25 protein-coding genes are annotated in these 25,877 nt (G+C 69.2%); 7 read left to right on the top strand and 18 right to left on the bottom strand.

Annotation, left to right across the window (positions count from 1 at the left end):
* Positions 1-27: 27 nt before the first annotated feature.
* Entirely contained in the window at positions 28-1,239 is a 1,212-nt protein-coding gene (locus ABE957_RS09830) for a cation:proton antiporter (RefSeq protein WP_349758498.1), read from the top strand.
* Between the two features lie 352 nt (positions 1,240-1,591).
* A complete protein-coding gene (locus ABE957_RS09825; RefSeq protein WP_349758497.1) occupies positions 1,592-2,605 on the top strand; it encodes a BMP family protein in 1,014 nt (337 codons plus the stop codon).
* Positions 2,606-2,684: 79 nt separating this feature from the next.
* Here ABE957_RS09825 and ABE957_RS09820 read toward each other — a convergent pair whose 3' ends face one another.
* Entirely contained in the window at positions 2,685-3,680 is a 996-nt protein-coding gene (locus tag ABE957_RS09820; protein WP_349758496.1) for a YeiH family protein, read from the bottom strand.
* A gap of 111 nt (positions 3,681-3,791) precedes the next feature.
* Between ABE957_RS09820 and ABE957_RS09815 the strand changes: the two genes are divergently transcribed.
* Positions 3,792-4,697: a LysR substrate-binding domain-containing protein gene (locus tag ABE957_RS09815; RefSeq protein ID WP_349758495.1), complete on the top strand. Its 906-nt coding sequence runs from the start codon at positions 3,792-3,794 to the stop codon at positions 4,695-4,697.
* On the opposite strand, the gene ABE957_RS09810 is transcribed toward ABE957_RS09815, so the two are convergent.
* Positions 4,671-5,483, bottom strand: coding sequence for a TraX family protein (locus tag ABE957_RS09810; protein ID WP_349758494.1), 813 nt, complete (start codon positions 5,481-5,483; stop codon positions 4,671-4,673). The two genes, ABE957_RS09815 and ABE957_RS09810, sit on opposite strands and share 27 nt — an antisense overlap.
* 167 nt (positions 5,484-5,650) lie before the next feature.
* On the opposite strand from ABE957_RS09810, the gene ABE957_RS09805 reads away from it, so the two are divergent.
* Positions 5,651-6,370: a glutamine amidotransferase-related protein gene (locus ABE957_RS09805; protein WP_349758493.1), complete on the top strand. Its 720-nt coding sequence runs from the start codon at positions 5,651-5,653 to the stop codon at positions 6,368-6,370.
* A 185-nt stretch (positions 6,371-6,555) separates the two neighbouring features.
* Here the strand turns inward: ABE957_RS09805 and ABE957_RS09800 are convergent, their stop codons facing one another.
* From ABE957_RS09800 to ABE957_RS09770, 7 genes are all read right to left on the bottom strand, one after another.
* Positions 6,556-7,320, bottom strand: a complete 765-nt coding sequence (locus ABE957_RS09800) for a transporter substrate-binding domain-containing protein (protein ID WP_349758563.1) — start codon at positions 7,318-7,320, stop codon at positions 6,556-6,558.
* Positions 7,321-7,470: 150 nt separating this feature from the next.
* Positions 7,471-8,202 (bottom strand): ABC transporter permease, encoded by a 732-nt coding sequence (locus ABE957_RS09795; RefSeq protein WP_349758492.1) that lies wholly within the window; start codon positions 8,200-8,202, stop codon positions 7,471-7,473.
* Positions 8,202-8,906, bottom strand: coding sequence for an ABC transporter permease (locus ABE957_RS09790; RefSeq protein WP_349758491.1), 705 nt, complete (start codon positions 8,904-8,906; stop codon positions 8,202-8,204). Before ABE957_RS09790 ends, ABE957_RS09795 begins: the two co-directional genes overlap by 1 nt.
* Before the next feature lie 28 nt (positions 8,907-8,934).
* Entirely contained in the window at positions 8,935-9,705 is a 771-nt protein-coding gene (locus ABE957_RS09785; RefSeq protein ID WP_349758490.1) for an ABC transporter ATP-binding protein, read from the bottom strand.
* A gap of 368 nt (positions 9,706-10,073) precedes the next feature.
* The gene (locus ABE957_RS09780; RefSeq protein WP_349758489.1) at positions 10,074-11,060 is read right to left on the bottom strand and encodes a succinylglutamate desuccinylase; all 987 of its coding nucleotides are present in this window, start codon (positions 11,058-11,060) and stop codon (positions 10,074-10,076) included.
* Positions 11,050-11,877, bottom strand: a complete 828-nt coding sequence (locus ABE957_RS09775; protein ID WP_349758488.1) for a DUF1338 domain-containing protein — start codon at positions 11,875-11,877, stop codon at positions 11,050-11,052. Before ABE957_RS09775 ends, ABE957_RS09780 begins: the two co-directional genes overlap by 11 nt.
* A 116-nt stretch (positions 11,878-11,993) precedes the next feature.
* Entirely contained in the window at positions 11,994-12,533 is a 540-nt protein-coding gene (locus ABE957_RS09770; protein ID WP_349758487.1) for a lipocalin family protein, read from the bottom strand.
* Positions 12,534-12,663: 130 nt separating this feature from the next.
* Between ABE957_RS09770 and ABE957_RS09765 the strand changes: the two genes are divergently transcribed.
* Positions 12,664-13,554 (top strand): class I SAM-dependent methyltransferase, encoded by an 891-nt coding sequence (locus tag ABE957_RS09765; protein ID WP_349758486.1) that lies wholly within the window; start codon positions 12,664-12,666, stop codon positions 13,552-13,554.
* Between the two features lie 67 nt (positions 13,555-13,621).
* On the opposite strand, the gene ABE957_RS09760 is transcribed toward ABE957_RS09765, so the two are convergent.
* Positions 13,622-14,695 carry a tartrate dehydrogenase gene (locus ABE957_RS09760; protein WP_349758485.1) on the bottom strand — a complete coding sequence of 358 codons (1,074 nt, stop codon included), beginning with the start codon at positions 14,693-14,695 and terminating at the stop codon, positions 13,622-13,624.
* A gap of 239 nt (positions 14,696-14,934) precedes the next feature.
* Here ABE957_RS09760 and ABE957_RS09755 point away from each other — a divergent pair, with 239 nt between their 5' ends.
* Entirely contained in the window at positions 14,935-16,263 is a 1,329-nt protein-coding gene (locus ABE957_RS09755; RefSeq protein ID WP_349758484.1) for a glycosyltransferase, read from the top strand.
* A gap of 6 nt (positions 16,264-16,269) precedes the next feature.
* Here ABE957_RS09755 and ABE957_RS09750 read toward each other — a convergent pair whose 3' ends face one another.
* Together ABE957_RS09750 and ABE957_RS09745 are read right to left on the bottom strand one after the other, a co-directional pair.
* On the bottom strand, positions 16,270-16,950 hold the full coding sequence (locus ABE957_RS09750) for a TVP38/TMEM64 family protein (protein WP_349758483.1): 681 nt from the start codon (positions 16,948-16,950) through the stop codon (positions 16,270-16,272).
* A gap of 95 nt (positions 16,951-17,045) precedes the next feature.
* A complete protein-coding gene (locus tag ABE957_RS09745; RefSeq protein WP_349758482.1) occupies positions 17,046-18,218 on the bottom strand; it encodes a TauD/TfdA family dioxygenase in 1,173 nt (390 codons plus the stop codon).
* Positions 18,219-18,326: 108 nt separating this feature from the next.
* On the opposite strand from ABE957_RS09745, the gene ABE957_RS09740 reads away from it, so the two are divergent.
* Positions 18,327-19,202, top strand: coding sequence for a LysR substrate-binding domain-containing protein (locus ABE957_RS09740; protein ID WP_349758481.1), 876 nt, complete (start codon positions 18,327-18,329; stop codon positions 19,200-19,202).
* A 36-nt stretch (positions 19,203-19,238) separates the two neighbouring features.
* Here ABE957_RS09740 and ltaE read toward each other — a convergent pair whose 3' ends face one another.
* The 6 genes from ltaE to ABE957_RS09710 all read right to left on the bottom strand — a co-directional run bounded on the left by ltaE (position 19,239) and on the right by ABE957_RS09710 (position 25,667).
* On the bottom strand, positions 19,239-20,243 hold the full coding sequence (gene ltaE / locus ABE957_RS09735; RefSeq protein ID WP_349758480.1) for a low-specificity L-threonine aldolase: 1,005 nt from the start codon (positions 20,241-20,243) through the stop codon (positions 19,239-19,241).
* 80 nt (positions 20,244-20,323) lie between these two features.
* A complete protein-coding gene (locus ABE957_RS09730) occupies positions 20,324-21,145 on the bottom strand; it encodes a M90 family metallopeptidase (RefSeq protein WP_349758479.1) in 822 nt (273 codons plus the stop codon).
* A gap of 4 nt (positions 21,146-21,149) precedes the next feature.
* On the bottom strand, positions 21,150-22,721 hold the full coding sequence (locus ABE957_RS09725) for a GNAT family N-acetyltransferase (RefSeq protein WP_349758478.1): 1,572 nt from the start codon (positions 22,719-22,721) through the stop codon (positions 21,150-21,152).
* Positions 22,722-22,894: 173 nt separating this feature from the next.
* Complete coding sequence (locus ABE957_RS09720; protein WP_349758477.1) at positions 22,895-24,667, bottom strand: PHA/PHB synthase family protein; 1,773 nt, start codon at positions 24,665-24,667, stop codon at positions 22,895-22,897.
* A gap of 176 nt (positions 24,668-24,843) precedes the next feature.
* A complete protein-coding gene (locus ABE957_RS09715) occupies positions 24,844-25,110 on the bottom strand; it encodes a DksA/TraR family C4-type zinc finger protein (protein WP_349758562.1) in 267 nt (88 codons plus the stop codon).
* Positions 25,111-25,265: 155 nt separating this feature from the next.
* On the bottom strand, positions 25,266-25,667 hold the full coding sequence (locus ABE957_RS09710) for a heme-binding protein (RefSeq protein ID WP_349758476.1): 402 nt from the start codon (positions 25,665-25,667) through the stop codon (positions 25,266-25,268).
* Between the last annotated feature and the right edge of the window lie 210 nt (positions 25,668-25,877).

Genomic DNA, 25,877 nt, shown 5'->3' with positions numbered 1-25,877 from the left:
GACGGCCACGGGGAGCGGGAGAGGGTGATGGAAATGGAGAGCGGCGTGCAGGCCTGGCTGCCGGTGGCGATATCGCCCAGTGCGACGGCGCTGATCCTGCTGGGGGTGATCCTCTCCTCGAGCATCTTCGCCGACGCCGTGGCGCGGCGCACCCGGCTGCCGCGCATCTCGCTGCTGGTGATGGTCGGCGTGGGCGTGGCCGTCATCCAGCAGTGGGTGCTCGGGGCGCCGGAGCCTCGCCCCCTGGACGGCCTCGGCGAGCCGCTGATCCAGGTGGCGCTGGTGATGGTGGCCTTCCTGCTCGGCGGCGAGCTGACCCGCGAGCGCCTGCAGAGCATCGGCCCGCTGCTGCTGATCCTGTCGCTCTCGGTGATCGGGGTGGGCGCCCTGGCCGTCGGCGTCGGCCTGCTGGCGCTGGGCTTCCCGCTGGTGGTGGCGGTGTCGCTGGCGGCGATCTCGGTGGCCACCGATCCGGCGGCCGTCCAGGAGACGGTGCACGCCAGCGGCGACAGCCGGCTGCGCGCGCGGCTGCTGTTGGGAATCGTGGCCATCGACGACGGCTGGGGCATCGTGGTCTTCGGCCTGGCCATGGCGGGGCTGGGCTGGGGGCTCTCCGGCGCCGGGGGTGGCGAGCGGGCCCTGCTGGAGGCCGGCTGGGAGCTCGGTGGCGCGCTGCTGCTGGGCGCCGCGGTGGGCCTGCCCGCCGCCTGGCTGACCGGACGGCTACGGCCCGGCGAGCCGACCCAGGTCGAGGCCCTGGCGCTGATCCTGCTGCTGGCCGGGCTCTCGGCGTGGCTCGGGGTCTCGTCGCTGCTGGCGGCGATGATCACCGGGGCGCTGGTCGCCAACCTCTCCACCCACCACACCCGCTCCTTCAACGAGATCGAGCACATCGAGTGGCCCTTCCTGGTGTTCTTCTTCGTGCTCTCCGGGGCCAGCGTCGATCTCTACCACCTGGACGACGCCCTCGGCCTGACCCTGGCCTACATCCTGCTGCGCCTGCTGGGGCGCTACCTGGGCGGGATGCTGGGGGTGCGCCTGGCGCGGGAGCGTCAGGCGGAGCTGCCGCGCAACATCGGCCTGGCCCTGACGCCCCAGGCGGGGGTGGCGATGGGCATGGCGCTGCTCGCCGCCGAGCAGTTTCCCGCCCACGGGACCCTGCTGCTCTCCGCGGTGGTGGGCTCGACGGTGGTCTTCGAGATCCTCGGGCCCGTGCTGGTCCGGCGGGTGCTGACGTGACGCACACGAAAACGGCCGACACGCGTGTCGGCCGTTTCGGTCTGCGACAGGCCAAGCCCGCGGCCGAGTCGCTCAGCCCATCAGCAGGCGGCGGCTGGCCAGGAAGTGGCTAGCTTCATGACCCTCCTCGCTCTTCGCCTGGAAGAGTGGTCGGATGACCTCGTCAATGTTTCGTCAGGTGGGGCGGGCGATGCTCGCCCCTGTTTCCATAGTATACATTAGTGTAGTTTTTTGTATTTATCTATGTCGCATGATGCATGCCCTGATTGACCACTGTTGTATACAGTTGCTAGCTTTTACATGCAGTTCCCCTGAAATACCACAATCGACAACAACTCGAGGCCCGATTCCTATGCATCTTCCCGAATGGACGAGAACCGCGCTGGCCGTTGCCACCGTGTCACCACTGCTGCTGGGCTCCGCCGGTATCATGGCGAGCGACGATAGCCTGGACGTCGCCATGCTGATTCCTGGCGAGATTGACGATAACGGTTTCATGGAAGCCGGTTATGAGGGTCTGCTTCAAATCGAGAGCGAGCTGGGAGCGACGATCACCTATCGTGACCGAGTGCCGCCTGAGTCCCAGGCCCTTGAACAGGCCCTGGCAGCGCTCGCCGCCGAAGGCCCCGACCTGATCATCGCCCATGGGGGGCAGAATGCGGAGGCAGTGCTGGCCGTCGCCGATGATTACCCTGATGTCCAGTTCTCCGTCACTCAGGGAGGCGTGACTGCCGATAACGTATCGAGCTATGAGGTACTCCAGGAGGAGTCGGCCTGGCTGGCCGGGGCCGCTGCGGGACTGATGACCGAGAGCAACGTGGTGGGACACATCTCGGGTATCCGCGTGACGCCGGGGCTGAAGGGTCGAGGTGGCTTCTACCACGGGCTGATGCATACCAACCCCGAGGCCGAGTTTCTGACCATCTTCGCCGGCGACCAGGACGATACCGAATTGGCCCGTCGGGTGACCGACGCCGAGGCAGAGGCGGGTGCCGATCTGATCTTCACCATGCTCAATGCGGGTCGTCAGGGGGCGATCGAGGCGATGCAGGCGCGCGGCGACGTTCATCAATTTGGTAACGTGCGGGAATGGCATGAAGAGTATCCCGACGTATTCGTCGGCTCAGCCGTCGCCGATGTCAGCATGGCGGGCTTCCTGGCCGCGAAGGCCATGCAGGACGGTAGCTGGCAGCCCGGCGAAATCGTCAGTATCGGGCTCGAGAACCCCGATGCCGTGCGTCTGTCCCTCGCGCCCTCGGTCTCGGCCGAGGTGCGTGAGCGAGTCGCCACCCTGACCGAGGATATTGCGGCCGGGCGTATCGAGGTCCACACCGACTATGAGGGTCCTGAATTCGTAGTGGAGTGAGCTACATCGAAACGTTCAGTTCGACTCGGATGACGCCGCGCCCCCTGGGGCGCGGCGTCATCGTTTATGGCCGAGTCGCTCAGCCCATCAGCAGGCGGCTGGCCAGGAAGCCCCCGGTGAGCAGCATCACGAACAGCGTCAGGGCCAGGATGAAGGGCCGCAGGCCGAGGCTTTTCAGCTTCTCCAGCCGAGTCTCGTAGCCCAGCGCCGCCATGGCCATGGTCAGCGCCAGCTGGCCGACCAGCACCAGGCCGTCATGCAGGGGGGCGGGCAGGCTGACCAGGCTGTTGACGACCACCATGGCCATGAAGCCGAAGGCGAACCAGGGGATCACCAGGCCGCCGCCGGCCGCCTGTGCCTCGCCGCCCTCACCACGGCGCATCCACCACTGGCCGACGATCAGCAGGAAGGGCACCAGCAGCATCACCCGCACCAGCTTGACGATCACCGCGTTGGCCAGGGCGTCCGGGCCCACCGCCTCGCCGGCGGCCACCACCTGGGCGACCTCATGGACGGTAGCGCCGATATAGATGCCGTAGAGGCCCTCGTCCATGCCCAGCAGCGGATAGAGCAGAGGATAGACCAGCATCGCCAGCGAGCCGAACAGCACCACCGTGGCCACCGCCATCGAGGTGGCCGCCGGGCGCGAGCGGATGGTCGATTCGGTGGCCAGCACCGCGGCGGCGCCGCAGATGGCGCTGCCGGCGCTGGTCAGCAGGGTGGTCTCGCGGTCCATGCCCAGCACCCGGGTGCCGATGAAATAGCCGGCGATCAGTACGCTTGCGATGATCAGCACGTCGAGCAGCAGCACCCTGGGGCCCAGCGCGGCGACCTGCTGCAGGGTCAGCGAGAGGCCGAACAGCACGATGCCGCTGCGCAGCAGCCAGCGAGTGGCGAACTTGAGTCCGGGCGCGGTGTGGCGCAGGCGGCCGGCCAGCCGGGTATTGCCGACCGCAATGCCCAGCAGCAGCGCCACCACCAGCGGGCTGATGCCGGCGTTGGCCAGCGGGGGGAGTTGCGCCAGACCGAAGCCGGCGGCGGTCAGGGTGATGCAGACGACCAGGCCTTGCCACATGATGATGTCCTCTCGACGGGGTTCGCGGGACTATCCTAGGCGCGGCTCAGCTCGTATGGTTATCAGTTAATAACGAACTGGCTATTCGGAAAAACCGATATGACACCCACGGTGAGTTTTCGACAGCTGCAGGTCTTCGCCGCGGTGGCGCGCCTCGGCACGGTGAGCGCGGCCGCCGTCGAGCTCAGCCTCTCCCAGTCGGCGACCAGCCAGGCGCTCTCGGACCTCGAGCGGCACCTGGGTATCGCGCTCTTCGAGCGGCTGGGGCGCCGCCTGCACCTCAACGACCTGGGACGCCGGCTGCTGCCCCGGGCCGAGGAGCTGCTGGACGGCGTCGCCGGCTTCGTAGCCGAGGCCACCGAGCCCGAGGGGCGCTTGCAGGGCGTGCTCAGCGTGTCGGCCAGCGCCACCGTGGGCACCTACCTGCTGCCGGCCCTGGCCGGCCGCTTCAGCGAGGCGCACCCGGCGGCGGACCTGCGGCTCAAGCTGCGCAACACCTTCGAGGTGATTACCGACGTGCTGCGCCTGGAGGCGGACCTGGGGCTGATCGAGGGGGAGTGTCGCGAGCCGGCACTGGCCAGCGAACCCTGGTGCGAGGATCGCATGGTGGTGGTGGCCGCACCCAGCCATGCACTGGCCCGGCGCGGGCGGCTCGACGAGGCGGCGCTGGCCGAGGCGGACTGGATCCTGCGCGAGACCGGCTCGGGCACCCGCAGCGTCTTCGAACAGGCCATGCGCGCCCGCGGCGCGCCGCCCAAGGTGCGCATGGAGCTTGGCCAGCACGAGGCCATCAAGCAGGCGGTGCGGGCAGGCCTGGGGCTTGGCTGCCTGTCGCGGCTGAGCGTGGCCGGCGAGCTCAAGCGCGGCGAGCTCATCGCTCTAAACACGCCGCTGCGGCTGCGCCGCACCTTCTCGCTGGTGTGGCACCCGCAGCGCTATCGCAGCCCGCTGTGGCAGGCCTTCAAGGTGTTTCTCATCGAGGCCCGAACCTCAGGCCAGACCGCCGGCGAGCCATAGCCACAGGGCGATGGCGGCGAAGTGCCCGGGGTACCAGCCGAGCCACAGCCGTCGCGGCATGCCAAGCGGCACGCTCGGCATCAGGCGGTGGGCGCCGGCGGCCAGCAGCAGGATCGAAAGGCAGGTGGCGACGGTGAACGACTTGGCCATGTCGGAGCTGTTCATCAGGCCGGCCACGATGAGCACCGGCAGGGCCATGGCGGTGGCCGCGAGGCGCTCACCGAGACCCTCACCGGCGCCGTGGAGGGCCTGCAGGGCGACCATGTAGAGCGGGATCATCAGCAGGCCCAGATGGCTATACTCGACCCAGAGACCGGCCGTGGCCCAGACGGCGATGGCTAGGCCGACCTCGGCGACCAGGCGGGGGACGCCGAGCGCGCCGCGCTCGAGGCGCTCGCTCAGGGCCTGCAGCCAGGCACCGCCGGTCAGGCCGAGGGAGAGCGTGAAGCAGATATTGAGGATCAGGCCATCCGCTGCGCGGGGCATCAGCATGTAGGGCAGCTGGGCCACCAGGCCGATCACCAGGATGCGCCGGGCATAGCGCAGCGGGTTGCGGGTGTTGAAGAGCCCGTGCCAGGCCACCATGGCCGCGAACAGGGGGAAGGCGATGCGGCCGATGGAGGAGTCGGCCCAGCCCAGCCCCCAGCTGTCCGGCACCACGTAACGTGACAGATGGTCCACCGTCATGGTGACCAGGGCCAGCCACTGGCCCCAGCCGGTCCAGGTGGACGAGGGGCGAGCCAGGCCTCCCGTGGCATCGACGGGAGGGGTTACCTGCAGGGGCATCGGAACCTCACAAAGTGACGATGTGGAACGCATGGACCGGCGGCGCGCGGAGGAGTTCCGGGTCGCGATTCGGCGACAGGCGCGGCCTCTGCAGCGTTGCCGACGACGAACGGTAACGGATGGCGGTCGCCCCGCAACGCCGCCGCGGTGAAGGAGGAAGGCAGGAGATGGTGATCGGACTGCTGCAGTGTGACGACGTGGCACCCGAGCTGCGCGAGGCCCACGGCAACTATCCCGAGATGTTCGCGCGACTCTTCCAGCGGGTCGACCCGACCCTCGAGTTTCGCGTCTGGCGCTGCCTCGATGGCGAGATCCCCGATGACCTCGAGGCGGTGGATGCCTGGATGACCACGGGATCGAAGTTCGGCGTCAACGACGACCGGCCCTGGATCGCCGCGCTGGAGACCTTCGTGCGCGAACTTTGGGCGGCGGGAAAGCCGCTGATCGGCATCTGCTTCGGCCACCAGCTGATGGCGAAGGCTCTGGGCGGCGAGGTGGCGAAGAGCGACCGGGGCTGGGGCGTGGGTCTCTCGTTCAACCGGATCACCCAGCGCGCCGACTGGATGGTGCCCTGGCAGCCCGGCCTCGACCTGCTGGTCAGCCATCAGGATCAGGTGGAGCGACTGCCCCCCGCGGCGCGGGTGCTGGGCGGCAGCGACTTCTGCCCCTGCTACCTGATGCAGCTCGGCGAGCACTTCCTCGGCGTGCAGGGCCACCCCGAGTTTACCAAGGCCTACTCCCGGGACCTGATGGCCCTGCGCGCCGACCTGGTCGGCCACTCTCGGGTGCGCCGGGGCGAGGCGTCCCTCTCGGCCGCGGTGGACGATACATTGATGGTGCGCTGGATCCTGGCCTTCGTGCGCCGGGCGATCGCGATGCGCCAGTGACGCCTGCCCGAGAGCCGTGGCGCTGTTGGCATCCACGACCGGCTCCAGCGTGCCCGACCAAACCTCCTTTCCACACACACGACCGGGGCCCCTGAGGGCCCCGGTCGCTTGCTGACGGTCGATCGTGGCGAGTGTGGCGTCAGCGCTTCATGCCGCCTCAAGCGACGCGCCCGACGCCAGCGGGCTCACTCCGCGCCAAAATAGGTCGCGTGGATCTCGTCGTAGGTGCCGTCGGACTTGAGCGTCGCCAGCGCCTCGTTGAAGGCGGCGGCCAGCTCCTTGTCGCGCTGACGGAAGGCGATGCCGAAGCCTTCGCCGAAGTACTCCTTGGGCTCGGTGATCTTCTCGCCGACCACCTTGTAGTCGCCGGCTCCGCTCTCGAGCAGGGTGGACTTGCCGATCGGGAAGTCGAGGAAGGCGGCGTCGAGGCGACCCGAATCCATGTCCAGCACCATGTCGTCGGCGGTGGCGTAGCGGTTCACGTCGGCCACGTCGCCGTACATGTCGGTGACGTAGTTGTCCTGCAGGGTGCCGCGTTGCACGCCGAGGGTCAGGCCCTCGAGGGTCTCGTCGGACGGGGTGCCGATCTCGACGTCGCTGGGGGCGAACCAGGCCGACGGCGGGGTGATGTAGGGGTCGGAGAACAGCACCTGCTCGCGACGCTGCTCGTTGATGGTCATGGAGGACATGATGGCGTCGTACTTGCGCGCCTGCAGGCCGGGGATGATGCCGTCCCAGCCCTGCACGACCCACTCGCACTGGATGCCGATCTCGGCACACAGGGCGTTGCCCAGGTCGATGTCGAAGCCGGTCAGCTCGCCCTCGGGCGTGCGGAACTCCATGGGCTCGTAGGGCACGTCGACGCCGATGCGGATGTCGCGGACCTCGGCGTTGGCGCTGCCGGCGACCAGGGTGGCGCCGATGACGCCGAGACTCAGGAGGTGGTTCATTTTCATGGGGGTTGTCCCTGTTGTTGGTGCGTTCACCTTGTGGGTGCTGACTCGATCACGATATTCGATGATCGAGTCCATCGGAAGGGGCGAGCGCTGGATTCGAGCGCTCGCTTCCAACGCTTGTTTGACGCTCCTTGTCGTCGACGGTCAGCCGCTGGCCGGCTTGAGGTGCGCCAGCAGCCGCCTTTCCAGGTAGCGGAACAGGTAGAGGATCGCGAAGGTGAGGCAGAGATAGATCGCCGCCACGAACAGGAAGGCATCGAAGGGCGCGTAGAAGCGCGCGTAGACGAAGCGCGCCGCGCCGGTGAGGTCCATGATGGTGACCACGCTTGCTATGGCGCTGGCGTGGAGCATGAAGATCACCTCGTTGCCGTAGGCCGGCAGGGCCCGACGAAAGGCGCTGGGCAGCACGATGCGCCGGAGCATCAGCCCCTTGGACATGCCGTAGGCCCGCGCCGCCTCGATCTCGCCGCGATCCGTGGACTTGATGGCGCCGCGGAAGATCTCGGTGGTATAGGCCGCGGTGTTGAGGGTGAAGGCGATCAGCGCCGGCACGAAGGGCTTCTCGAGGATCACCCACAGCCAGGTCTCCTGGATGCCGTCGACGAAGACCACGCCGTAGTAGATCAGGTAGAGCTGCACCAGCAGCGGCGTGCCGCGAAACACGTAGCAGTAGAGGAAGATCGGCAGGCTCAACCAGCGGTGCTTCGAACCGCGGCCGATGGCCAGCGGCACCGCCAGCACCAGGCCGATGATCAGCGACAGCACCACCAGCTGCACGGTGGTGACCAGGCCCTCGCCATAGTAGCCGAGGGTCTGCAGGGTGAAGATGCTGTTGTCGGCCAGCTGGGCCTCCAGCCAGGTCATCAGGGCGTCCATCAGTCTGCCTCCCGGTAGCCGACGTTATAGCGTTTCTGCAGCCGCGCGAAGCCCCACTCCGAGACGCTGGCGATCAGCAGGTAGATGGCGGCCACGATGATCATGAAGGTGAACGGCTCGCGGGTCGCCTTGGAGGCCTCGGCGGCCACGCGGACCATGTCCGAGAGGCCGATCACCGAGACCAGGGCGGTGGTCTTGAGCAGCACCATCCAGTTGTTGGAGAGCCCCGGGATGGCATGACGCATCATCTGCGGGAAGCGGATGCGCCGGAACACCAGCCAGTGGTTCATGCCGTAGGCGCGGCCCGCCTCGATCTGGCCGCTGTCCACGGCCAGGAAGGCGCCGCGGAACGTCTCGCCCATGTAGGCGCCGAAGATCAGGCCGATGGTGATCACCCCCGCCACGAACTCGTTGACGTTGATGAAGATGTCGATGCCGAAGTGGTTGTAGAGGGCATCGGTGATCTGGTTGATGCCGATCTGGCCACCGAAGAACAGCAGCATCATCAGCACCAGGTCGGGCACGCCGCGGATGATGGTGGTGTAGAGGGTGCCGATGCGGTGGGCCACCCAGCTGCGCGACATCTTGGCGCTGGCGGTCAGCAGGCCGAGTATCACCGACAGGATCAGCGACAGCACCCCCAGCTGCAGGGTGATCAGGGCGCCTTCCAGGAGGCGCGGGCCGTAGCCATGCAGGTCGATCATGTCTCTCTCCTTGTCCCGGGCCGGCCCATCAGTGCTTGGGCGCCAGGAACTGCTTGAGGCGCTCGGAGGTGGGATTGCCGAGCACCTCGTCGGGCGGCCCGGCCTCCTCGACCTGCCCCTGGTGCAGGTAGATCACCTGGGTGGAGACGTCGCGGGCGAAGGCCATCTCGTGGGTGACCACGATCATGGTGCGCCCCTCCTGGGCGAGGTCGCGCATCACCTTGAGGACGTCGCCGACCAGCTCCGGGTCCAGCGCCGAGGTGGGCTCGTCGAACAGCATCACCTCCGGGTCCATGGCCAGCGCCCGGGCGATGGCGCCGCGCTGCTGCTGGCCACCGGACATCTGGGCCGGGTAGTAGTCGGCGCGCTCGGCCAGGCCCACGCGCTCGAGCAGCTCGCGGGCGTGGGCGATCGCTTCCTTCTTGGACTTGCCGAGCACGTGGACCGGTGCCTCGATGATGTTCTCGAGCAGGGTCATGTGGGCCCAGAGGTTGAAGCTCTGGAAGACCATGGAGAGCTTGGCCCGCATGTTGACGACCTGCTTCCAGTCGGCCGGCTCGCGGCCATGCTTGGTCTCCTTGAAGCGGATCTGCTCGCCGTGGACGATCAGGTCGCCCTCGTTGGGCTGCTCGAGCAGGTTCATGCAGCGCAGGAAGGTACTCTTGCCGGAGCCGGAGGCTCCGATCAGGGTGATCACATCGCCCTTGTGGGCCTTCAGGGAGAGGCCCTTGAGGACTTCGGTATCGCCGAAGCGCTTGGTGATATTGCGCACTTCCAGCGGAATCGGGGTATCGGCCATGAAACGGGCTCCAGATCGTGGGTGGTCCGCCGCATCGAGGGTCGGCCGGCGCGGGGCTGCGATCAACGTAGGTCTATGACCAGCATACTTCCGTGATCAACATAGGTCCTTGATCAACGCAGGTCCGTGATCCAGCTGGGCCTGTGATCAACGTAGGTCCGTGATCTACCTGGGTCTGCGATCAACGGGTCTGCGATCAAAAAGGGGGCGATTCTAACAGGCCGGAGCCATTCCGGAAGGGGGCCATGACGTCTCGGCGAGTCTGGCGTGATCCTGGGTGCACGGGGCATGGGTCATGGGGGCGTCTCCTGTCTGTTGTTATTGTCCGTGATGAGGGTCGGGCATGGCCCCCGATCGGGGCCTTGCCATCAGGTCGGCGGCGGGCTCGGGACCACCAGCAGCGCCGCCCGGGCGCCGATCTCGACGTCGGCATTGGGGAAGACCACCGACAGTGGCGTCTCGCCGACGTCGAAGGCGCCGGCGCTGGCATCCTCGGCGAGCCGAGTGCCCGGCGCGAATTCGGTGAAGTTCGGCGTGTCGTCGGGGAAGCAGAGCCGGAAGTCCGGGTCGCGGCGCATCAGCTCGTGCTCGGCGCGGAAGAAGGCCATGCCGGCCGGATCGCCGCCGGCGGGGGCTCGGCCCTCGACCAGCGCCTCGAGCAGCCGGCCCATGGGCGCCAGCGGGGCCAGGTCGTTGGCGCCGAAGGGCAGGGCGCGCCCCAGCTCCAGGGTGAAGGCCGCCGCGCCGTGGTAGTGCTTCGAGTAGTGCGAGAAGGTCCAGCTGTGCCGATGCTGGTGGAGCACCGCCTGGATGTCGGCACCGGCCAGCCAGCGCCACTGCGCCGGCGGCGTCGGCGTCTCGCCGAAGGGCTCGACCACGAAGCGCGGGAAGCGGCTATCGCGGATCGCCGTGTGCAGGTCGTAGTGCAGCGGGGAAAGCGACCCATGACGGCCATAGAAGGCGTCCACCTCGGCCATCAGCGCCCGGGCCCGGTCGGGCTCGTCACCCGCCTCGTCGAGGTCGCGCCGGAACAGCCGGTTGAGGTTGGTCGTGACGAAACGTTCGCCGCGCCGGATCGCCGCCGGGTTACCGAGCATCACCAGTAGCGGCGCGCCGAGGCGCAACAGGCCCGCTTCGAGGCGCGCGAGCACCGCCCCCAGCAGCTCGATGGGCGCGGTCTCGTTGCCGTGGATGCCCACCGAGAGCACGCCGGCCCGGGCGTCGGCGGCGCAGACGTCCGGGACCAGCTCGAGCACCCCGGGTGCGAGCAGCCGGAAGCGTCCGCCGGGCAGGCGCCCCTCGCGCGGGGCGGAGGCGCGCCCGTCCAGCGCCTGGTCCAGCCACTCAGACAGCATGTTCGCGGCGCACGTCGGTGGATTCGAAGATCCGGTCGGCGCTGGCGGCGACGAAGCCCTGGTAGAGACGGCCTTCGGCGTCGGGATAGCGGCGGGCGAACTCGTAGTAGCAGGTGGGGATCTCCTCGACCCGGCCACCGGCGAAGGTGAAGGGCATGCGGTCGGCCAGCGTCGAGGACTGCTCCAGCAGCACCTCGGATGAGCCCTTGATGCGCCCGCCGGAGGTGTTGATGGAAAGCCCCAGCGACTCGACCTTCTCCAGCAGCGACGCCAGGGTGGGGGTGTGGCGCAGCTGGTTGACGCTGATGGTGAAGTGGTTGGCCCGCAGCCCGATGATCGACAGCCAGGCGGCGTACTCGCTCTCCTCGGCCAGGGTGTTGTAGGCCTCCCAGCTCGGCGCCTCCCAGAGGCGGCCGGCCCACATTACCTCGGGCGAGGCGATCCGGGCGGGGTCGATCTGGGCCACCAGGTCATCGATGATCGCCTGGGCGGGGGCGGAGAGCTCATCGCACTTTAGCTCCGAGAGGAAGACGCGCGGCTGGTCGTCGCGGGGCGGCAGGTAGCCCCAGGCGCGCAGCTTCTTGGCCTCGAAGTCGTAGGGCTCCAGGCGCGTGTAGCCCAGCGCCAGCAAATGGGGCTCCAGGTCGGCCAGGCGGATCGGCCCGCGGTCGAAGGTGCGAAAGGCCACGTGGTCGTTGACGATGGTCTCGCCGTCGGCGACCAGGGCATCGTGGATGCGGCTCGCCTGGGGCGTCATGGCGGTATAGTCGTCCCAGAGGCGGGCGAAGAACTGCTCGAGGCTCATCTCGGAGGGCATTCAGGCACCTGTTGTTGGCATGATGGTGATGGTCGACACCTTCCCGTCCGCGCCCCATGGACTCAAGGCCCCGCGTCGGTCGGATGAAAGTGGCGGGGCCCAGAGTGAAATTTCCGTCAGCGCCAGGCGGCGCAGGCTTCGCCCTGTTCCACCTCGATCAGCGCCCCCACCGGGAAGTCGAGGTCCCGGGCGCGTTCGACCAGCGTCTGGTAGGCGGCGGGCTCGAGCTCGGGCGTGCGCGAGAGGATCCAAAGGTAGTCGCGATCGGGGCCGGCCACCAGGGCCCAGTCGTATGCCTCGTCCAGCGCGAGCACGTTGTAGCCGGCGTAGAAGGGGCCGAAGAAGCTCACCTTCAGCCGGCCCTGACCCGGCTCGCCGATCGGGTAGGCCTTGCCCTCGGCAACGCTCACCTCGCCGGCGGCGAGATCCACGCCGCGGTTGATCACCCGCACGCCGCTCTCCTCGCGCCGCGAGTAGTCGGCGGTCACGCAGTCCAGCCCCTCCTCGAAGGAGTGATCCAGGCGGGCGATCTCGTACCACTGGCCGAGGTAGCGGTCGAGCTCGAAGCCGCTGACGGCGCGGGTGCCCTCGGGCAGGCCGGTGCAGCCGGCGAGGCCGAGCCCCAGCAGGGCCGTGGTTAGCAGCGGTCGGGACATCGCGGGTGACTCCTTGTCGAGACATGGTCGAGTGGTGCCGGCCACGGCGACGGCTGTGACCTTTGCACGATGGGGGGCTAGGGCCCTTGGCGGATAGACTGGCACCGCCCCTACTTGCCAGGACGCCGCCATGATCGACCCCGTGGATCGCTTCGCCGCCCGCCCCCTCGTTGCCCATTATGATGCGCCCCACGCCGCCGGCGGGCAAAGCCTGCCGGCCCGGCTGCGCGAGGCCTTTCGCGCGGCGGGGTGCGATCCAAAGCGGCTGACTCTCGACGAGATCGCCGGCATCGATCAGCTGCATCTGGGCGGGCGGCGGGCCAGCCGCTCGCTGGCGGCCCTGGGCGAGCTCGCGCCCGGCGAGCGGGTGCTCGACGTGGGGTGCGGCACCGGCGGGGCGAGCCGCCTGCTGGCCGCGGAGGTCGGCTGTGAGGTGACGGGGCTCGACATCACCCCCGCCTTCGTCGAGGTGGCCGCCTGGCTGAGCCGCGCCACCGGGCTCGCTGAGCGCACGCGCTTCCTGTGCGCCGATGCCGCGCGGGTGCCGCTGCCGGAAGCCAGTCTGGAGGTCGTCTGGTGCCAGCACGCGCTGATGAACATGCCCGACGCGGCGGCGGTGCTGGCCGAATGGCACCGGCTGCTGGTGCCGGGCGGCCGGGTGCTGCTGCATGAGGTGGTGGCCGGCGAGGAGGACTCGCCCCTGCGGCTGCCGGTGCCCTGGGCACGCGATGCCGCGACCAGCCACCTGCGTACCCGCGAGGCCCTTGCGGCGCTGCTCGCCGAGGGCGGCTTCGCCCCGGTGGCGGTGCACGACGTCACCGAGGCGGCGCTTGGCTGGCGGCGCAAGCACAGCCGCCGGGAGGCGGTCGAGGCGGCCCCGGGGGCCTCACCTCAGGCGCCCGCCCTGCCGGGGCCGTCGCTGATCTTCGGCGAGGCCTTCGCGGCAATGGGGCGCAACCTGCGCGACAACCTGGCCGCCGATCGGGTTCGCATCCTGGAAGGGGTGTGGCGCAAGGCCTGAGGCCTGGCCGAGCCTCGATCCACGGGCCGGTCCCACCGGCCTGCCCGTTGGCGACGGCGTCCGGTCGTCAGCCGGCGATGCGCGCGGCGATGGCGCGGCCGAGGGTCTCGGTGGTGCCCTGGCCGCCGACGTCCGGCGTCAGCACCGCCGGGTCACCCTCGCTGAGCACCGCCTCGAAGGCGTCGACGATGGCCCGGCCGGCGTCCGGGTGGCCCAGGTGCTCGAGCATCATGGCGGCCGACCAGACCTGACCGATGGGGTTGGCGATGCCGCGCCCGGCGATGTCCGGGGCGCTGCCGTGCACCGGCTCGAAGAGGCTCGGGAAGCTGCCGTCCGGGTTGATGTTGGCCGAGGGCGCCACGCCGATGGTGCCGGTGCAGGCCGGCCCCAGGTCGGAGAGGATGTCGCCGAACAGGTTGCTCGCCACCACCACGTCGAACCAGTCGGGGTGCATGACGAAGTTGGCCGCCAGGATATCGATGTGGAACGCCTGCACCGATACCTCGGGGTAGCGCTCACCCACCGCCTTCACCCGCTCGTCCCACCAGGGCATGGTGATGGCGATACCATTGGACTTGGTGGCCGAGGTGAGCTGCTTCCTGGGGCGGCTGGCCGCGAGTTCATAGGCGTACTTCAACACCCGGTCGACCCCGGTGCGGGTCATCACCGTCTCCTGGATCACCACCTCGCGCTCGGTGCCCTCGAACATCCGGCCGCCGACGCTGGAGTACTCGCCCTCGGTGTTCTCGCGCACCACGTAGAAGTCGATATCGCCGGGCTCACGGCCGGCCAGCGGGCTCTTCACCCCCGGCAGCAGCTTGCAGGGGCGCAGGTTGACGTACTGGTCGAAGCGGCGGCGGAACTGCAGCAGCGAGCCCCATAGCGAGATGTGGTCGGGCACCATCTCCGGCCAGCCCACCGCGCCGTAGAAGATGGCGTCATGGTCCTTGAGCGTCTCGAACCAGTCGTCGGGCAGCATCTGGCCGTGCTCGAGGTAGTAGTCGCAGCTGGCGAAGTCGAAGGGCTCGAGGGCGAGGTCGATGCCGAAACGCGCGGCGGCGGCCTCGAGGGCGCGCAGCCCCTCTGGCATCACCTCCTTGCCGATGCCGTCACCGGGGATGACCGCGATGCGGTGGGTCATGAATCTGCTCCTGGCTCCATGGATGATCTCGCCAGTCTACTGCCTCGTGCGGCAAAGCCCATCCCGTCGGACGTCAACGCCCTTGTTCTTGTGAGCCATCGTCCTTGCGCAGCGATTGGGCTCAAGCGCCAGGGTCCGACGGGCATCCGGGCCCCCGTCGCCTATCTTGAACAGGAGATGGTCAGCCGCGTGCCTTGCCTTCAGAATGTCGCCACTGCCAGTCGAGGAGCCACGTCCCCGTGAATGTGCTGATGTTCACCAACACCTACCTGCCCATCGTCGGCGGGGTCAGCGAGTCGGTTCAGCGACTCAAGCGCCAGCTGCAGGCCGCCGGCCACCGGGTGCTGGTGGTGGCGCCGCGCCTGGAGGGACAGCCCCGCGACGAGGATGACGTGGTGCGGGTGGTGGCCATGCAGCACTTCAACGGCAGCGACTTCTCGCTGCCGGTGCCGATTCCCGGCCAGCTCCACGAGGCGATCGAGGCCTTCGAGCCGGACATCGTCCACGCCCACCACCCCTTCCTGCTCGGCGATACCGCCGCCCGGGCGGCCGAGACCTACGGCCTGCCGCTGATCTTCACCCACCACACCCTCTACGAGCACTACACCCACTACGTGCCCGGCGATTCGCCGCGCATGCAGCGCTTCGCCGTGGCGCTGGCCACCCAGTACACCTGGCTGTGCGACGAGGTGATCGCCCCCAGCGAGAGCATCCGCGACCTGCTGCGCCGGCGCGAGGCCAACCCCGCCATCAGCGTGGTGCCGAGCGGAGTGGACACCGCGCGCTTCGCCCTGGGCGATGGCCGCGCCTGGCGCGCACGGCTGGGCATCCCCGAGGCGGCCTACGTGATGGGCCACCTGGGGCGGCTGGCGCGGGAGAAGAACCTGGCGTTCCTGGCCGAGGCGCTGGCCGGGGCGCTGGTGGCGCGGCCCGAGGCGCACTGCCTGGTGGTGGGCGAGGGCGAGGCGCGGCGCGACATCGAGGCGGTGATGGCGGCACGCGGCGTGGCGGATCGCCTGCACTTCACCGGCCGCCTCCAGGGCCAGGCGCTGATCGACGCCTACCACGCCATGGACGTCTTCGCCTTCGCCTCCCACAGCGAGACCCAGGGTATGGTGGTGGCCGAGGCCATGGCGGCCGGATTGCCGGTGGTGGCCGTCGACGCCCCCGGGGTGCGCGAGGTGGTGGTCGAGGGCCGCAACGGCCGGCTGATTGCCGGTGATGACCTCGACGCCATGGCCCAGGCGCTCGCCGCGCTGGCCGTGCGTGAGACGCGCTTGCCGCTGGCCGAGGCGGCCCTCGCCACGGCCGCCGGCTATGACGAGGCGTGCTGCGCCGCGCGCTGCCTGGCCGTCTATCGCCAGGCGATCGCCCGGGGCGGGCCCTTCACCCATGCCGACGAGGGGGGCTGGGAGCGGATCCGCCATCGGCTGGGCGCCGAGTGGCAGATGCTGCGCCACCGCGGTCGCCTGCTGCGTCACCTGGTGCAGGAGGAGTGGGAGCAGGAGCGTCCCGCCTGGTGGCCCGGCCACCGCGAGGAGGACGAGACCGAGGCGCCGCGGGAGTAGCGCGCCTCAGCGGGCGCGGCGTCGGCGGTCCGACCAGCGTTTCAGCCCGACCAGCAGGGCCACCCCGACCAGCAGGCCGCCGACCGCCCAGTAAAGCTCGCTGCGGCTGTCGGCGGTGGCCAGCTGGCCCAGCTGGCTGCCGAGCAGGGTGACGCCGGCGAGCCCCGGGGCGATGCCCAGCAGCGAGCCGATCATGTAGTCGCGAAAGCGCAGGCGGAAGGCCCCGGCCATCATGTTGGTCAGGGTGAAGGGCGCCAGCGGCAGCAGGTTGACCAGGGTCATGGTGCGGATGCCGCGCCCCGAGAGGTAGCGCGACAGGCCGTGCAGGCGCCGGCCGCCGTGGCGCATCAGCGCCTCGCGACCGAGCCGGCGCCCGACCCACCAGGTCAGCATCGAGGCGGCCAGGGTGCCGGCCAGCGCGTAGCCAAAGCCCCACCAGGGACCGAACAGCAGGCCGGTCAGTGCCACCAGCAGGCTGAGCGGGAACATCACCAGCGAGGCGCCGGCGTAGATCCCCATCACCACCAGCACCGCCCAGGGCGCGTCGCGCCAGGCCACCGCCCCCGTCACCAGCGTCATCAGGGTCTCCACCGTCAGCAGGTCGTGCATGGCGAGCCACTGCCAGAGCAGGCCGAGGGCCAGCAGGGCGACCAGCAGGCCGGTGACGAGGACGAGGCGGTGGCTCATGGCGCGCGGTTCCGTGGAGGCGGGGCCCCCAAGCATACGGCAGCGCGGGCGAGCGCCAAAGCGGGGCGCCTCGCCGCCTTCCTCCGGGCGTGTCGTCAGTTCCGGCGGGCCAGCACCCGCAGGCGGGACTCGCACATGTCGAGGTCGAGGTAGGTGCCCTGCAGATGGCGCCGGCCGGTGCTCGGGTCGAAGGCGTTGCGCCCGTGCATCACCCGGCGGTTATCGAAGGCGACCATCTCGCCCGGGGCCAGGGAGAACTCGAGCCGGTTCTCGGGATCCTGTGCCAGCGCCCAGAAGGCGCGGTAGGCGTCGTACCAGGCATCGATCTCCTCTAGGGGGAGGCGCAGGGTGTCGCGGATCCAGTTGTTGAGCCGGACCTCGACGACCCGGCCCTGCTCGTCGAGGGAGAGCAGCGGTGCGCTCCACACCAGGTCATGCGCCTCGTCCTGGAAGCGGAAGTCGATCTCGGTCTCGCTGAGCCGGCGGAACGCCTCTGGGTCCTGGCGACGCAGGGCCTCGGCCGCGGCGAAGCCGTCGAAGAAGGTGGACTCGCCGCCCTCGGCGTCGTTCTCCAGGCAGTAGAGCAGCTGGATGTCCGGCGGATGGCGCCAGTTGGGCAGGTCGGTGTGCAGCGCCAGGCCGATGGTGGTGTAGGCGGCGTTGTTCGGGTTGGGCTTGGACTGCACGTCGAAGCGGGCTCCGAAGTTGGTGGCGCGCAGCGGCCCGATGCGGCCCGCCAGGCGGCTGACCTCCTCGTCGGCCAGCGGGCCGTTCTCGAGCAGCACCAAGCCATCGCGCAACAGGGCGGTGAGCCAGGCGCGCTCGCCCTCGGCGCCGGCCACGAAGTCGGCGTGGTCGACGCGGGTCGGGCGATAGTCCGGGGCCCAGGGGCGGCGAGCCGGCACGGCATCCTCTCGCGCCTGGCCCGGGCGGCGCTGATGCAGCCAGACGGCGTCGAAGTGGCTGACGTGGCCGTCGGCCCAGGTCAGGATCAGGTTGCCGTCCTCGAGCCCCGTGGCCGGCGCCTGTTCCGGCACCTCGAGGGCCATGTAGAGGCGCTCGCGGGTCATCGGGTGGCGGCACTCGGCGCAGGCGCAGTGGTCGCGCAGCCAGGTCAGCGGAAACCGGGCCCGGTCGCCGTTGCGCCAGCGCAGGGCCAGCTGTCGTCCGGCCTCCGTGGCCTCGATGAGCTCCGGCCCCTCGGCGTGCGGGGCAAGTTCGCCCATGGGCAGCACGGCACGTGCCTCGGCAATCGGCGTATCGGTCATGATCGGCTCCTCCCTTATCGAAGGCGCTCATGGTGGCGGCTGGTCGGTACGCCGACAAACGATTAATCTGGCCCCTATGACCCCATTCAGCTTATGTGTAGGTTATTCATGAATCGGCTTCCTCCCCTGCTGTGGCTGCAGGCCTTCGAGACGGCGGCGCGCACCCTGAGTTTCACCGCTGCCGGCCAGGAGCTGGGCGTGACCCAGGCGGCGATCAGCCAGCGGGTGCGCCTGCTCGAGGATCGCCTGGGCCAGAAGCTCTTCGTGCGTCATCCGCGCAGCCTCGGTCTGACCCCGGCGGGGCAGGCCTGGTTGCCGTGCCTGCAGGATGGCTTCACGCGCCTGGCCGAGGGCACCGAGGAGGTCTTCGGCGGCGGCGGGGACGCGCCGGTCACCCTGCGCACCACGCCGGTGGTGCAGCAGAACTGGCTGGCGCCGCGCCTGTGCGCCTTTCGCCGCGAGCATCCCGAGGTGGCGCTGAGGCTCGTCAGTGCCATCTGGCCGGATGACTTCGGTCCCGAAGGCGCGGATCTGGAGATCCGCTACGGTCAGGGCAACTGGCCAGGCATGGAGGCGGTCTCCCTCGGCAGGGAGACGATGCTGCCGGTGTGTGCCCCGGCGCTGGCCGAGCGCATCACCGAGCCGGCGGACCTGGCGGAACACACCCTGCTGCACGCCGTGGGGTTCGAGGTGGGCTGGCCCACCTGGCTGGAGGCTGTGGGGGTGCCGACGCTGGCCTCGCGCTGCGCGCCGCTGACCTGCGATACCCAGACCATGACGCTGTCGCTCGCGGCGCTGGGCGAGGGCGTCGCCCTGACCCATCGCCGTCTGGTGGAAAACCGCGACGATCTGGTGGCGGCGCTCGATTGGCCGGTCGATAGCGATGAGGCGTTCTGGCTGGTACGCCCGGCACGCGCGCCCGCCCGGCCGGAGGCGGCGATGCTCTGGGACTGGCTGAGGGAGCGTCTGGCCCTGGACGCTTGAGGAGGCCACCGGCCGCTGGCGCCCCGGGCCAGGGCGCTACCCCGCCAGATAGCCCCTGAAGGCCGCCAGGGTCGCGTCGATGGCGGCATCATCCAGGTCGCGGTGCACCACCAGGCGTGTGTCGTAGAGCACGTCGATCAGGATCTCGCGCTCGGCCAACCAGGCCCGCAGCGGGGTAATGTGCCGCTCCGGCATCCGCAGGAACACCATGTTGGTGGCCTGGGAGATCACCTCGATCTCCGGCAGCGTGCGCAGGCCCTCGGCCAGATGCTCGGCGCGGCGATGGTCCTGGGCGAGATCCGCCACCTGGTGGTCCAGCGCGTAGTGACAGGCGGCGGCGATGATGCCGGACTGGCGCATGCCGCCACCCAGCATCTTGCGCCAGCGGCGCGCCGCGTCGATCAGCGCCTGCGAGCCCGCGAGTGCCGAGCCCATCGGCGCGCCCAGCCCCTTGGAGAAGCACAGGGAGACCGTGTCGAAGGGCGCACAGAGCCTGGCCAGCGAGGTGTCGGTGGCCACCGCGGCGTTGAACAGTCGGGCGCCGTCCAGGTGAGTCGCCAGGCCGTGCTGCCGGGCCAGGTCGGTGGCCTGGTGCAGGTAGTCGGCGTCGATCACGCGTCCGCCGATGGTGTTCTCCAGCGCCAGCAGGCGGGTACGGGCGAAGTGGAAGTCGTCGGGCTTGATGGCGGCCCGAATGCGCTCCAGCGGCAGCGAGCCATCGGCGGCGTGCTCCACCGGCTGTGGCTGGATGCCGCCCAGCACCGCCGCGCCGCCGGCCTCGTACTTGTAGGTGTGGGCCTGCTGGCCGGCGATGTACTCATCGCCACGTTGGCAGTGGGCGAGCAGGGCGGCCAGGTTGCTCTGGGTGCCGCTGGGAAAGAGCAGGGCGGCGGCCTTGCCGGCACGCCTGGCCACGGCGGCCTCGAAGCGGGCCACGCTGGGGTCATCGCCCCAGACGTCATCGCCCACCGGGGCGGCATGCATGGCGTCGCGCATGGCGGCGCTGGGGCGGGTGACGGTATCGCTGCGCAGATCGATCATGGGGGCTTCCTTGCGGTGACGGGCGTTGGGGTCCGTGGCGCTTGGCCTCGGGAGGCTGATCCATCGAGGCCGGCGCGGGTCTACCAGGGGCGCAGGGCACCGGCGTCGGCCGGGAGGCGCGCCAGCGGGTCCTGATGGAAATAGCGCGAGAGCAGGCCGTAGAGCGCCGGGTAGGCCCGGTGGAGACGGGCGGGATCGCTGAAGAAGTGCTCGCAGCAGACCGCGAAGCACTCGCCGGGGTGGCTCGCGGCGTAGTCGTCGATGGGCGTCGGCTCGCCGCGGGCGAGGCGCGCCTGGAGATCCTCCCAGACCCCCATGAAGATGCGATACCACTCCCGCGGGTCGATCTCTCTCGGTAGCGGCGGGAAGCCGTCGACGTCCAGGGAGTTGCCGAGGTCGAGCTTGTGGGCCAGCTCGTGGATCAGCACGTTGAAGCCGTCGAGCCCGCCGCTCGCCATCAGGTCGGGCCAGGCGACCACCACCGGGCCCTGCAGGGAGGTCTCGCCGGCGCGCTCGTCGTCGTACTCGTGCACCACGCCGAACTCGTCCATCTCCTCCACGCGGCGCTGGAAGGCGTCGGGCAGGATCAGGATCTCGTGGACGTTGGCGAAGGCATCAAGGTGTTCGCTGTCGCACCAGCCCAGGGTCAGCAGGCAGGCCTGGCCGGCCAGGGCGAGCCGGGCCGGGGCGTCGAAGGTGACCGTCCCGGCGAGCTCCGGGTGCAGGCTCAGCCGCTTGGCATGCACGAACGCCCAGGCTCGCTGACCCAGCCGCTCGGCCTGGTCGTCGGGCAGGGCGGCGAGCAATGCCACCCGCTCCCGGGCCTCGGCCCACTCGGCGGCGGGGAAGGGGTGGCGCGCCTCGAAGCGCCGGCTCCCCAGGCGCAGCAGCCGGCCGAGCATGGCGTCAGCTCTCCTCCAGGTTGGCCCCGGACTTCCAGGACCAGTCGCGCCAGCGCAGGTCGAACAGATCCTTGCGCCGATCCTTGAGGTTGGTCACCGAGCCCTCGGCGCGCACCACGGTCAGCCGAGTCAGGTCCAGATCCGAGAACATGATCATCTCGGTGTTGGGCGTGGTCTCGGAGAGCACGGCGTCGTGGGGGAAGGCGAAGTCAGAGGGCGAGAAGACCGACGACTGGGCGTACTGGATTTCCATGTTCTCGATGGAGGGCACGTTGCCGACGCTGCCGCACAGCACCACGTAGCACTCGTTCTCGATGGCCCGGGCCTGGGCGCAGTGACGCACCCGCAGGTAGCCGTTCTTGGTGTCGGTCCAGAAGGGCACGAAGAGGATGTCCATGTCCTGGTCGGCGAGCAGGCGCGAGAGCTCGGGGAACTCGACGTCGTAGCAGATCAGGATGCCCACGCGACCGGCGTCGGTGTCGAAGACCTTGAGCTCGTCACCGCCCTCGATCACCCAGTCGCGGCGCTCCTGGGGGGTGATGTGCAGCTTGGACTGGGCATCCACGCTGCCGTCGCGATGGAACAGGTAGGAGACGTTGTAGAGCCGGCCATCCTCGTGCTCCTCGATCATCGACCCGGCGATGATGTTGATGTTGCAGGAGATCGCCATGCGCGAGAGCTCGGTCTTGAACTGCTCGGTGAAGCCGGCGAGGAAGCGGATGGCGGCCATCTGGTCCTGCTGGGCGGCGCGGTCCTGCAGCCCCATCAGCGGCGCGTTGAAGAGCTCGGGGAAGACGGCGAAGTCGCTCTGGTAGTCGGAGAGCGCATCGACGAAGTACTCGACCTGCTGCAGCACCGACTCCACCGATGAGAACTCGCGCATCTGCCACTGCACCGCGCCCACGCGCACCTGGGTCGGGCGATTCTCCAACACCCGCTCGGCCGGCTCGAAGAGGATGTTGTTCCACTCCAGCAGGGTCGCGTAGCCCTGGGACTTCTCGTCCTCCGGCAGGTACTTGCGCAGCAGCCGCTTGACCTGGAAGTCGTTGGCCAGCTGGAAGGAGAGGATCGGGTCGTGGATCTCCTTGCGGGCCACCTTGTCGAGGTACTCGGCCGGGGAGAGCTCGTGGGCGTGCTGGTAGTAGTGGGGGATGCGCCCGCCGGCGAGTATCGAGCGCAGGTTCATGGAGCGGCATAACTCCTTGCGCGCCTCGTAGAGGCGCCTGCCCAAACGGTAGCCGCGATAGTCCGGGTGGATCAGCACGTCGAGGCCGTACATGGCGTCGCCATCCGCATCGTTGAGGATGGTCTCGCGCTTGCCGATCAGGTCGTCGTAGCGGTGCGGGTTGGAGAAGGTGTCGTAGTCGACCAGCACGGTCAGGGCCACGCCGACGATGGTCTCGTCGTCCTCGATGAGGATCTGGCCGTCGGGGAACTCCGTGATCAGCTTGTCGATGGTGGCCTCGGGCCAGGCGCCGCCGATGTCGTGGTAGACCCGGTCCATCAGGGCCTTGAGCTGCGGGTAGTCGTCCGGGGTCAGGTTGCGCAGGTTGAGGTGCAGGTCGTCGAGGGACATGTGTGCCGGGGCTCCCGCCTAATAAATGGTTGCAGTCTACCATGGGGTCGAGCCGCGCATGATGCAACGCCGCGGCGGCTCGTGACGGGCCAGCGGGACGTTTCCGGCCACGTCGATGCCATCGTCTGCCGCGTGATCGGCGCCTGATCCAGCGATCGTCAGTCCATCAACCGCTAGTCCATCAAGACATAGCGTCCGGGCGCCTCGTAAAGCGGCGGGTAGTCGGCCGAGCCCATCGCCGGCGGCGGCTGTAGGCCACCGGAGTGCGCGGCCAGCCAGCCCTGCCAGGCGGGCCACCAGGAACCCGCATTCTGCGGCGTGCGGGCAAGCCAGGTGTCGGGATCGACATAGGCCTCGCCCTCAGTGGTGGTGGCCATGCGGTAGTGGCGCTTGGCGTCGGTGGGCGGGCAGACGATGCCGACGTTGTGACCGCCGCTGGTCAGCAGGAAGGTGAGCGTTGGCGTGTCGGCAAGCAGGTGAATCTTGTAGGTCGAACGCCAGGGTGCCACGTGGTCCCACTCGGTGCCCACCGCGAAGATCGGCACCCGGATGTCGCTGACCGTCACCGGTCGACCCTCGACCTGGAAGCGGCCCTCGGCGAGGTCGTTGTCGAGGAACAGCCGGCGCAGGTACTCGCTGTGCATGCGGTAGGGCATGCGGGTGGCATCTGCGTTCCAGGCCATCAGGTCGTTGAGCGGGCGATGCTCGCCCAGCAGGTATTCGCTGATCAGGCGCGACCAGATCAGGTCGTTGGAGCGCAGCAGCTGGAAGGCACCGGCCATCTGCTTGGTGTCGAGCACCCCCTGGGCCCACATGGTGTCCTCGAGGAAGGAGAGCTGCTTGTCGTCGATGAACAGCATCAGTTCGCCGGCCTCGCGGAAGTCGGTCTGGGCGGCGAGCAGCGTCATCGAGGCCAGGCGAGGATCGCCATCGCGGGCCAGGGTGGCGCCGGCGATGGCCAGCAGGGTGCCGCCCAGGCAGTAGCCGACGCCGTGCACCGGCGCGCCGGGGCAGATCGACTCGATCATCGCGAGGCTCTCCATGATGCCCAGGCGTCGGTAGTCGTCGAGCCCGATATCCCGATCCTCTCCGGTGGGGTTGCGCCAGGAGATCATGAACACCGTATGGCCCTGTCCGACCAGGTGGCGCACCAGGGAGTTATCCGGCGAGAGATCGAGGATGTAGTACTTCATGATCCAGGCCGGCACGATCAGCACCGGTTCGGGGTGCACCTGGTCGGTGGCCGGGGCGTACTGGATCAGCTCGATCAGGTGGTTGCGGTAGACCACCTGGCCGGGCGTCACGGCGACCGCCTCGCCGGGCACGAACTGTTCGGCCCCGGCCGGCTTCTCGCCCCGCAGCTGGCGCTGCCAGTCGTCGGCGAACTGCTCGGCGCCCCACCTCAGGTTGGCGCCACCGGTCGCCAGGGTCTTGTCCAGCACCCGCGGGTTGGTGAGCAGGAAGTTGGCGGGGGAGACGGTGTCGAGCAGCTGGCGCGCGCCGAACTCCAGCGCCTGTTCGTGGTGCGGCGACAGGCCGGCGAGCCCCGTGGTGGCGTTGTACCACCACTGCTGCTGCAGCAGGAACGACTGGTAGAGCAGGTTGAAGGGGAAGCGGCGCCAGGCCGGATCGCGGAAGCGTCGATCCTGGGGCAGCGGTTCGATGCAGGGAGCGGCCTCGGGATCGAGCGCCGACTGGCTGGCCCATAGCGCCAGGCGCAGCTGTTTCTTCAGCGCCTTGTGGACCAGGACCGCCTGCTTGCCCGGCGACACCGCCACGCTGGTCAGCCAGTCGACGTAGCTGAGGATCATCGCCGCCGGCGAGAGGCCGAACGTCAGCCTCGATAGCGAGGCCCGCATCAGCCGATCGGTGCTCTCGGCAAGGCCCGTCTCCTCGAGGCTCGGGCCGGTATCGCTCGCCTTGGCCTGGCTGTCGGGTTCGATCATGGCGGTTCACCTCGGGCTGGCGGGGCCTCTCGGCCGATGCCCTTCAGTGTAGCCAGCCCTGGCGGCGCGACGGCCCCAGGCTAAGGGCAGCACGAAAGGCGTGAGTCCCGCCGGCGCCCTGCACAGAACGCCGCCCCGCTTCCGGCCGGAAGCGGGGCGGCGAGAGTAGTGGCGCGTCAGCGCAGCTGGCTGTCCTTGCTGCCGCGGCGGTTGTATCCGGCGGCTGGGCCTTGTCGCTTGTCCCGTTCGGCCTGGCACCTGATACAGAAGCGCACTCCCCGTATTGCGTCGCGGCGGGCCTGGGGGATCGGTTCCCCGCACTCCTCGCAGTGCTCGGCGCTCTCGCCGTCCGGCAACTGTTGCCGCGAACGTGCCAGGGCATCCTCGACGGTGCTGTCGATCTGCTCCTGGACGGCACCATCCTTCGACCATCCACCTGCCATGAGCTCCTCCGAGACGCTTGAGGCGTCGACCCGCGCGGACATGGCCTCAGTCTGGACCACGCCCGGGATGAGTTCCATGTCCTGCCGGCCCAGGGTGGCCGGCACCAAAAGGCCCCGCCATGGCGGGGCCTCGAGAAGGGCAGGGCGGTCGGCGCTCAGCCGAGGGCGGCGACCGCGGCCTTGGCCACCTGGACGTCCTGGGGCGGCGTGACGCCGGAGATGCCGACGCTACCGGTCACCTGGCCCTCGACGATCACCGGCACGCCGCCGGCCAGCAGTGCCTGCATCGGCGCGGTGACGAAGGCGGTGCGGCCGTTGTTGATCATGTCCTCGAAGACCTGGGTCTCCTTGCGGCCGATGGCGGCGTTGCGCGCCTTCTCGGTGGCCACGTTGGCGCTGAAGGGCGGCGCGCCGTCGAGACGACGCAGGCCGAGCAGGTGGCCGCCGTCGTCGGCCACGGCGATGGTCACGGCCCAGCCGTTGGCCTCGGCTTCCTTCTGGCCGGCGTCGAGCAGGGCGTTGACGTCGTCCAGGGTCAGCATGGGTTTGGTTTTCATCGGAGAAACTCCTTGGTTTGATGGAAAGCTACTACGAATTGCAGGTGACTCGGAGCTGCTTCGGCGGCAAGCCAGCGGGGAGGCGCTATGAATACATCCTTGTACGCTACCGACGCCATCCCTGGCGTAGGACCTCCCCCTCTGCTTGCCACCGACGCCCCTCGTTATGAGTGCGAGGCGAGCATCAGGCCAGTGCCTCGTCGACGATCT

Source organism: Halomonas pelophila, from assembly GCF_040196315.1.
In the GTDB taxonomy this organism is placed as follows: Bacteria; Pseudomonadota; Gammaproteobacteria; order Pseudomonadales; family Halomonadaceae; genus Halomonas; species Halomonas pelophila.
This window is presented reverse-complemented; position numbering and strand designations above follow the sequence as displayed.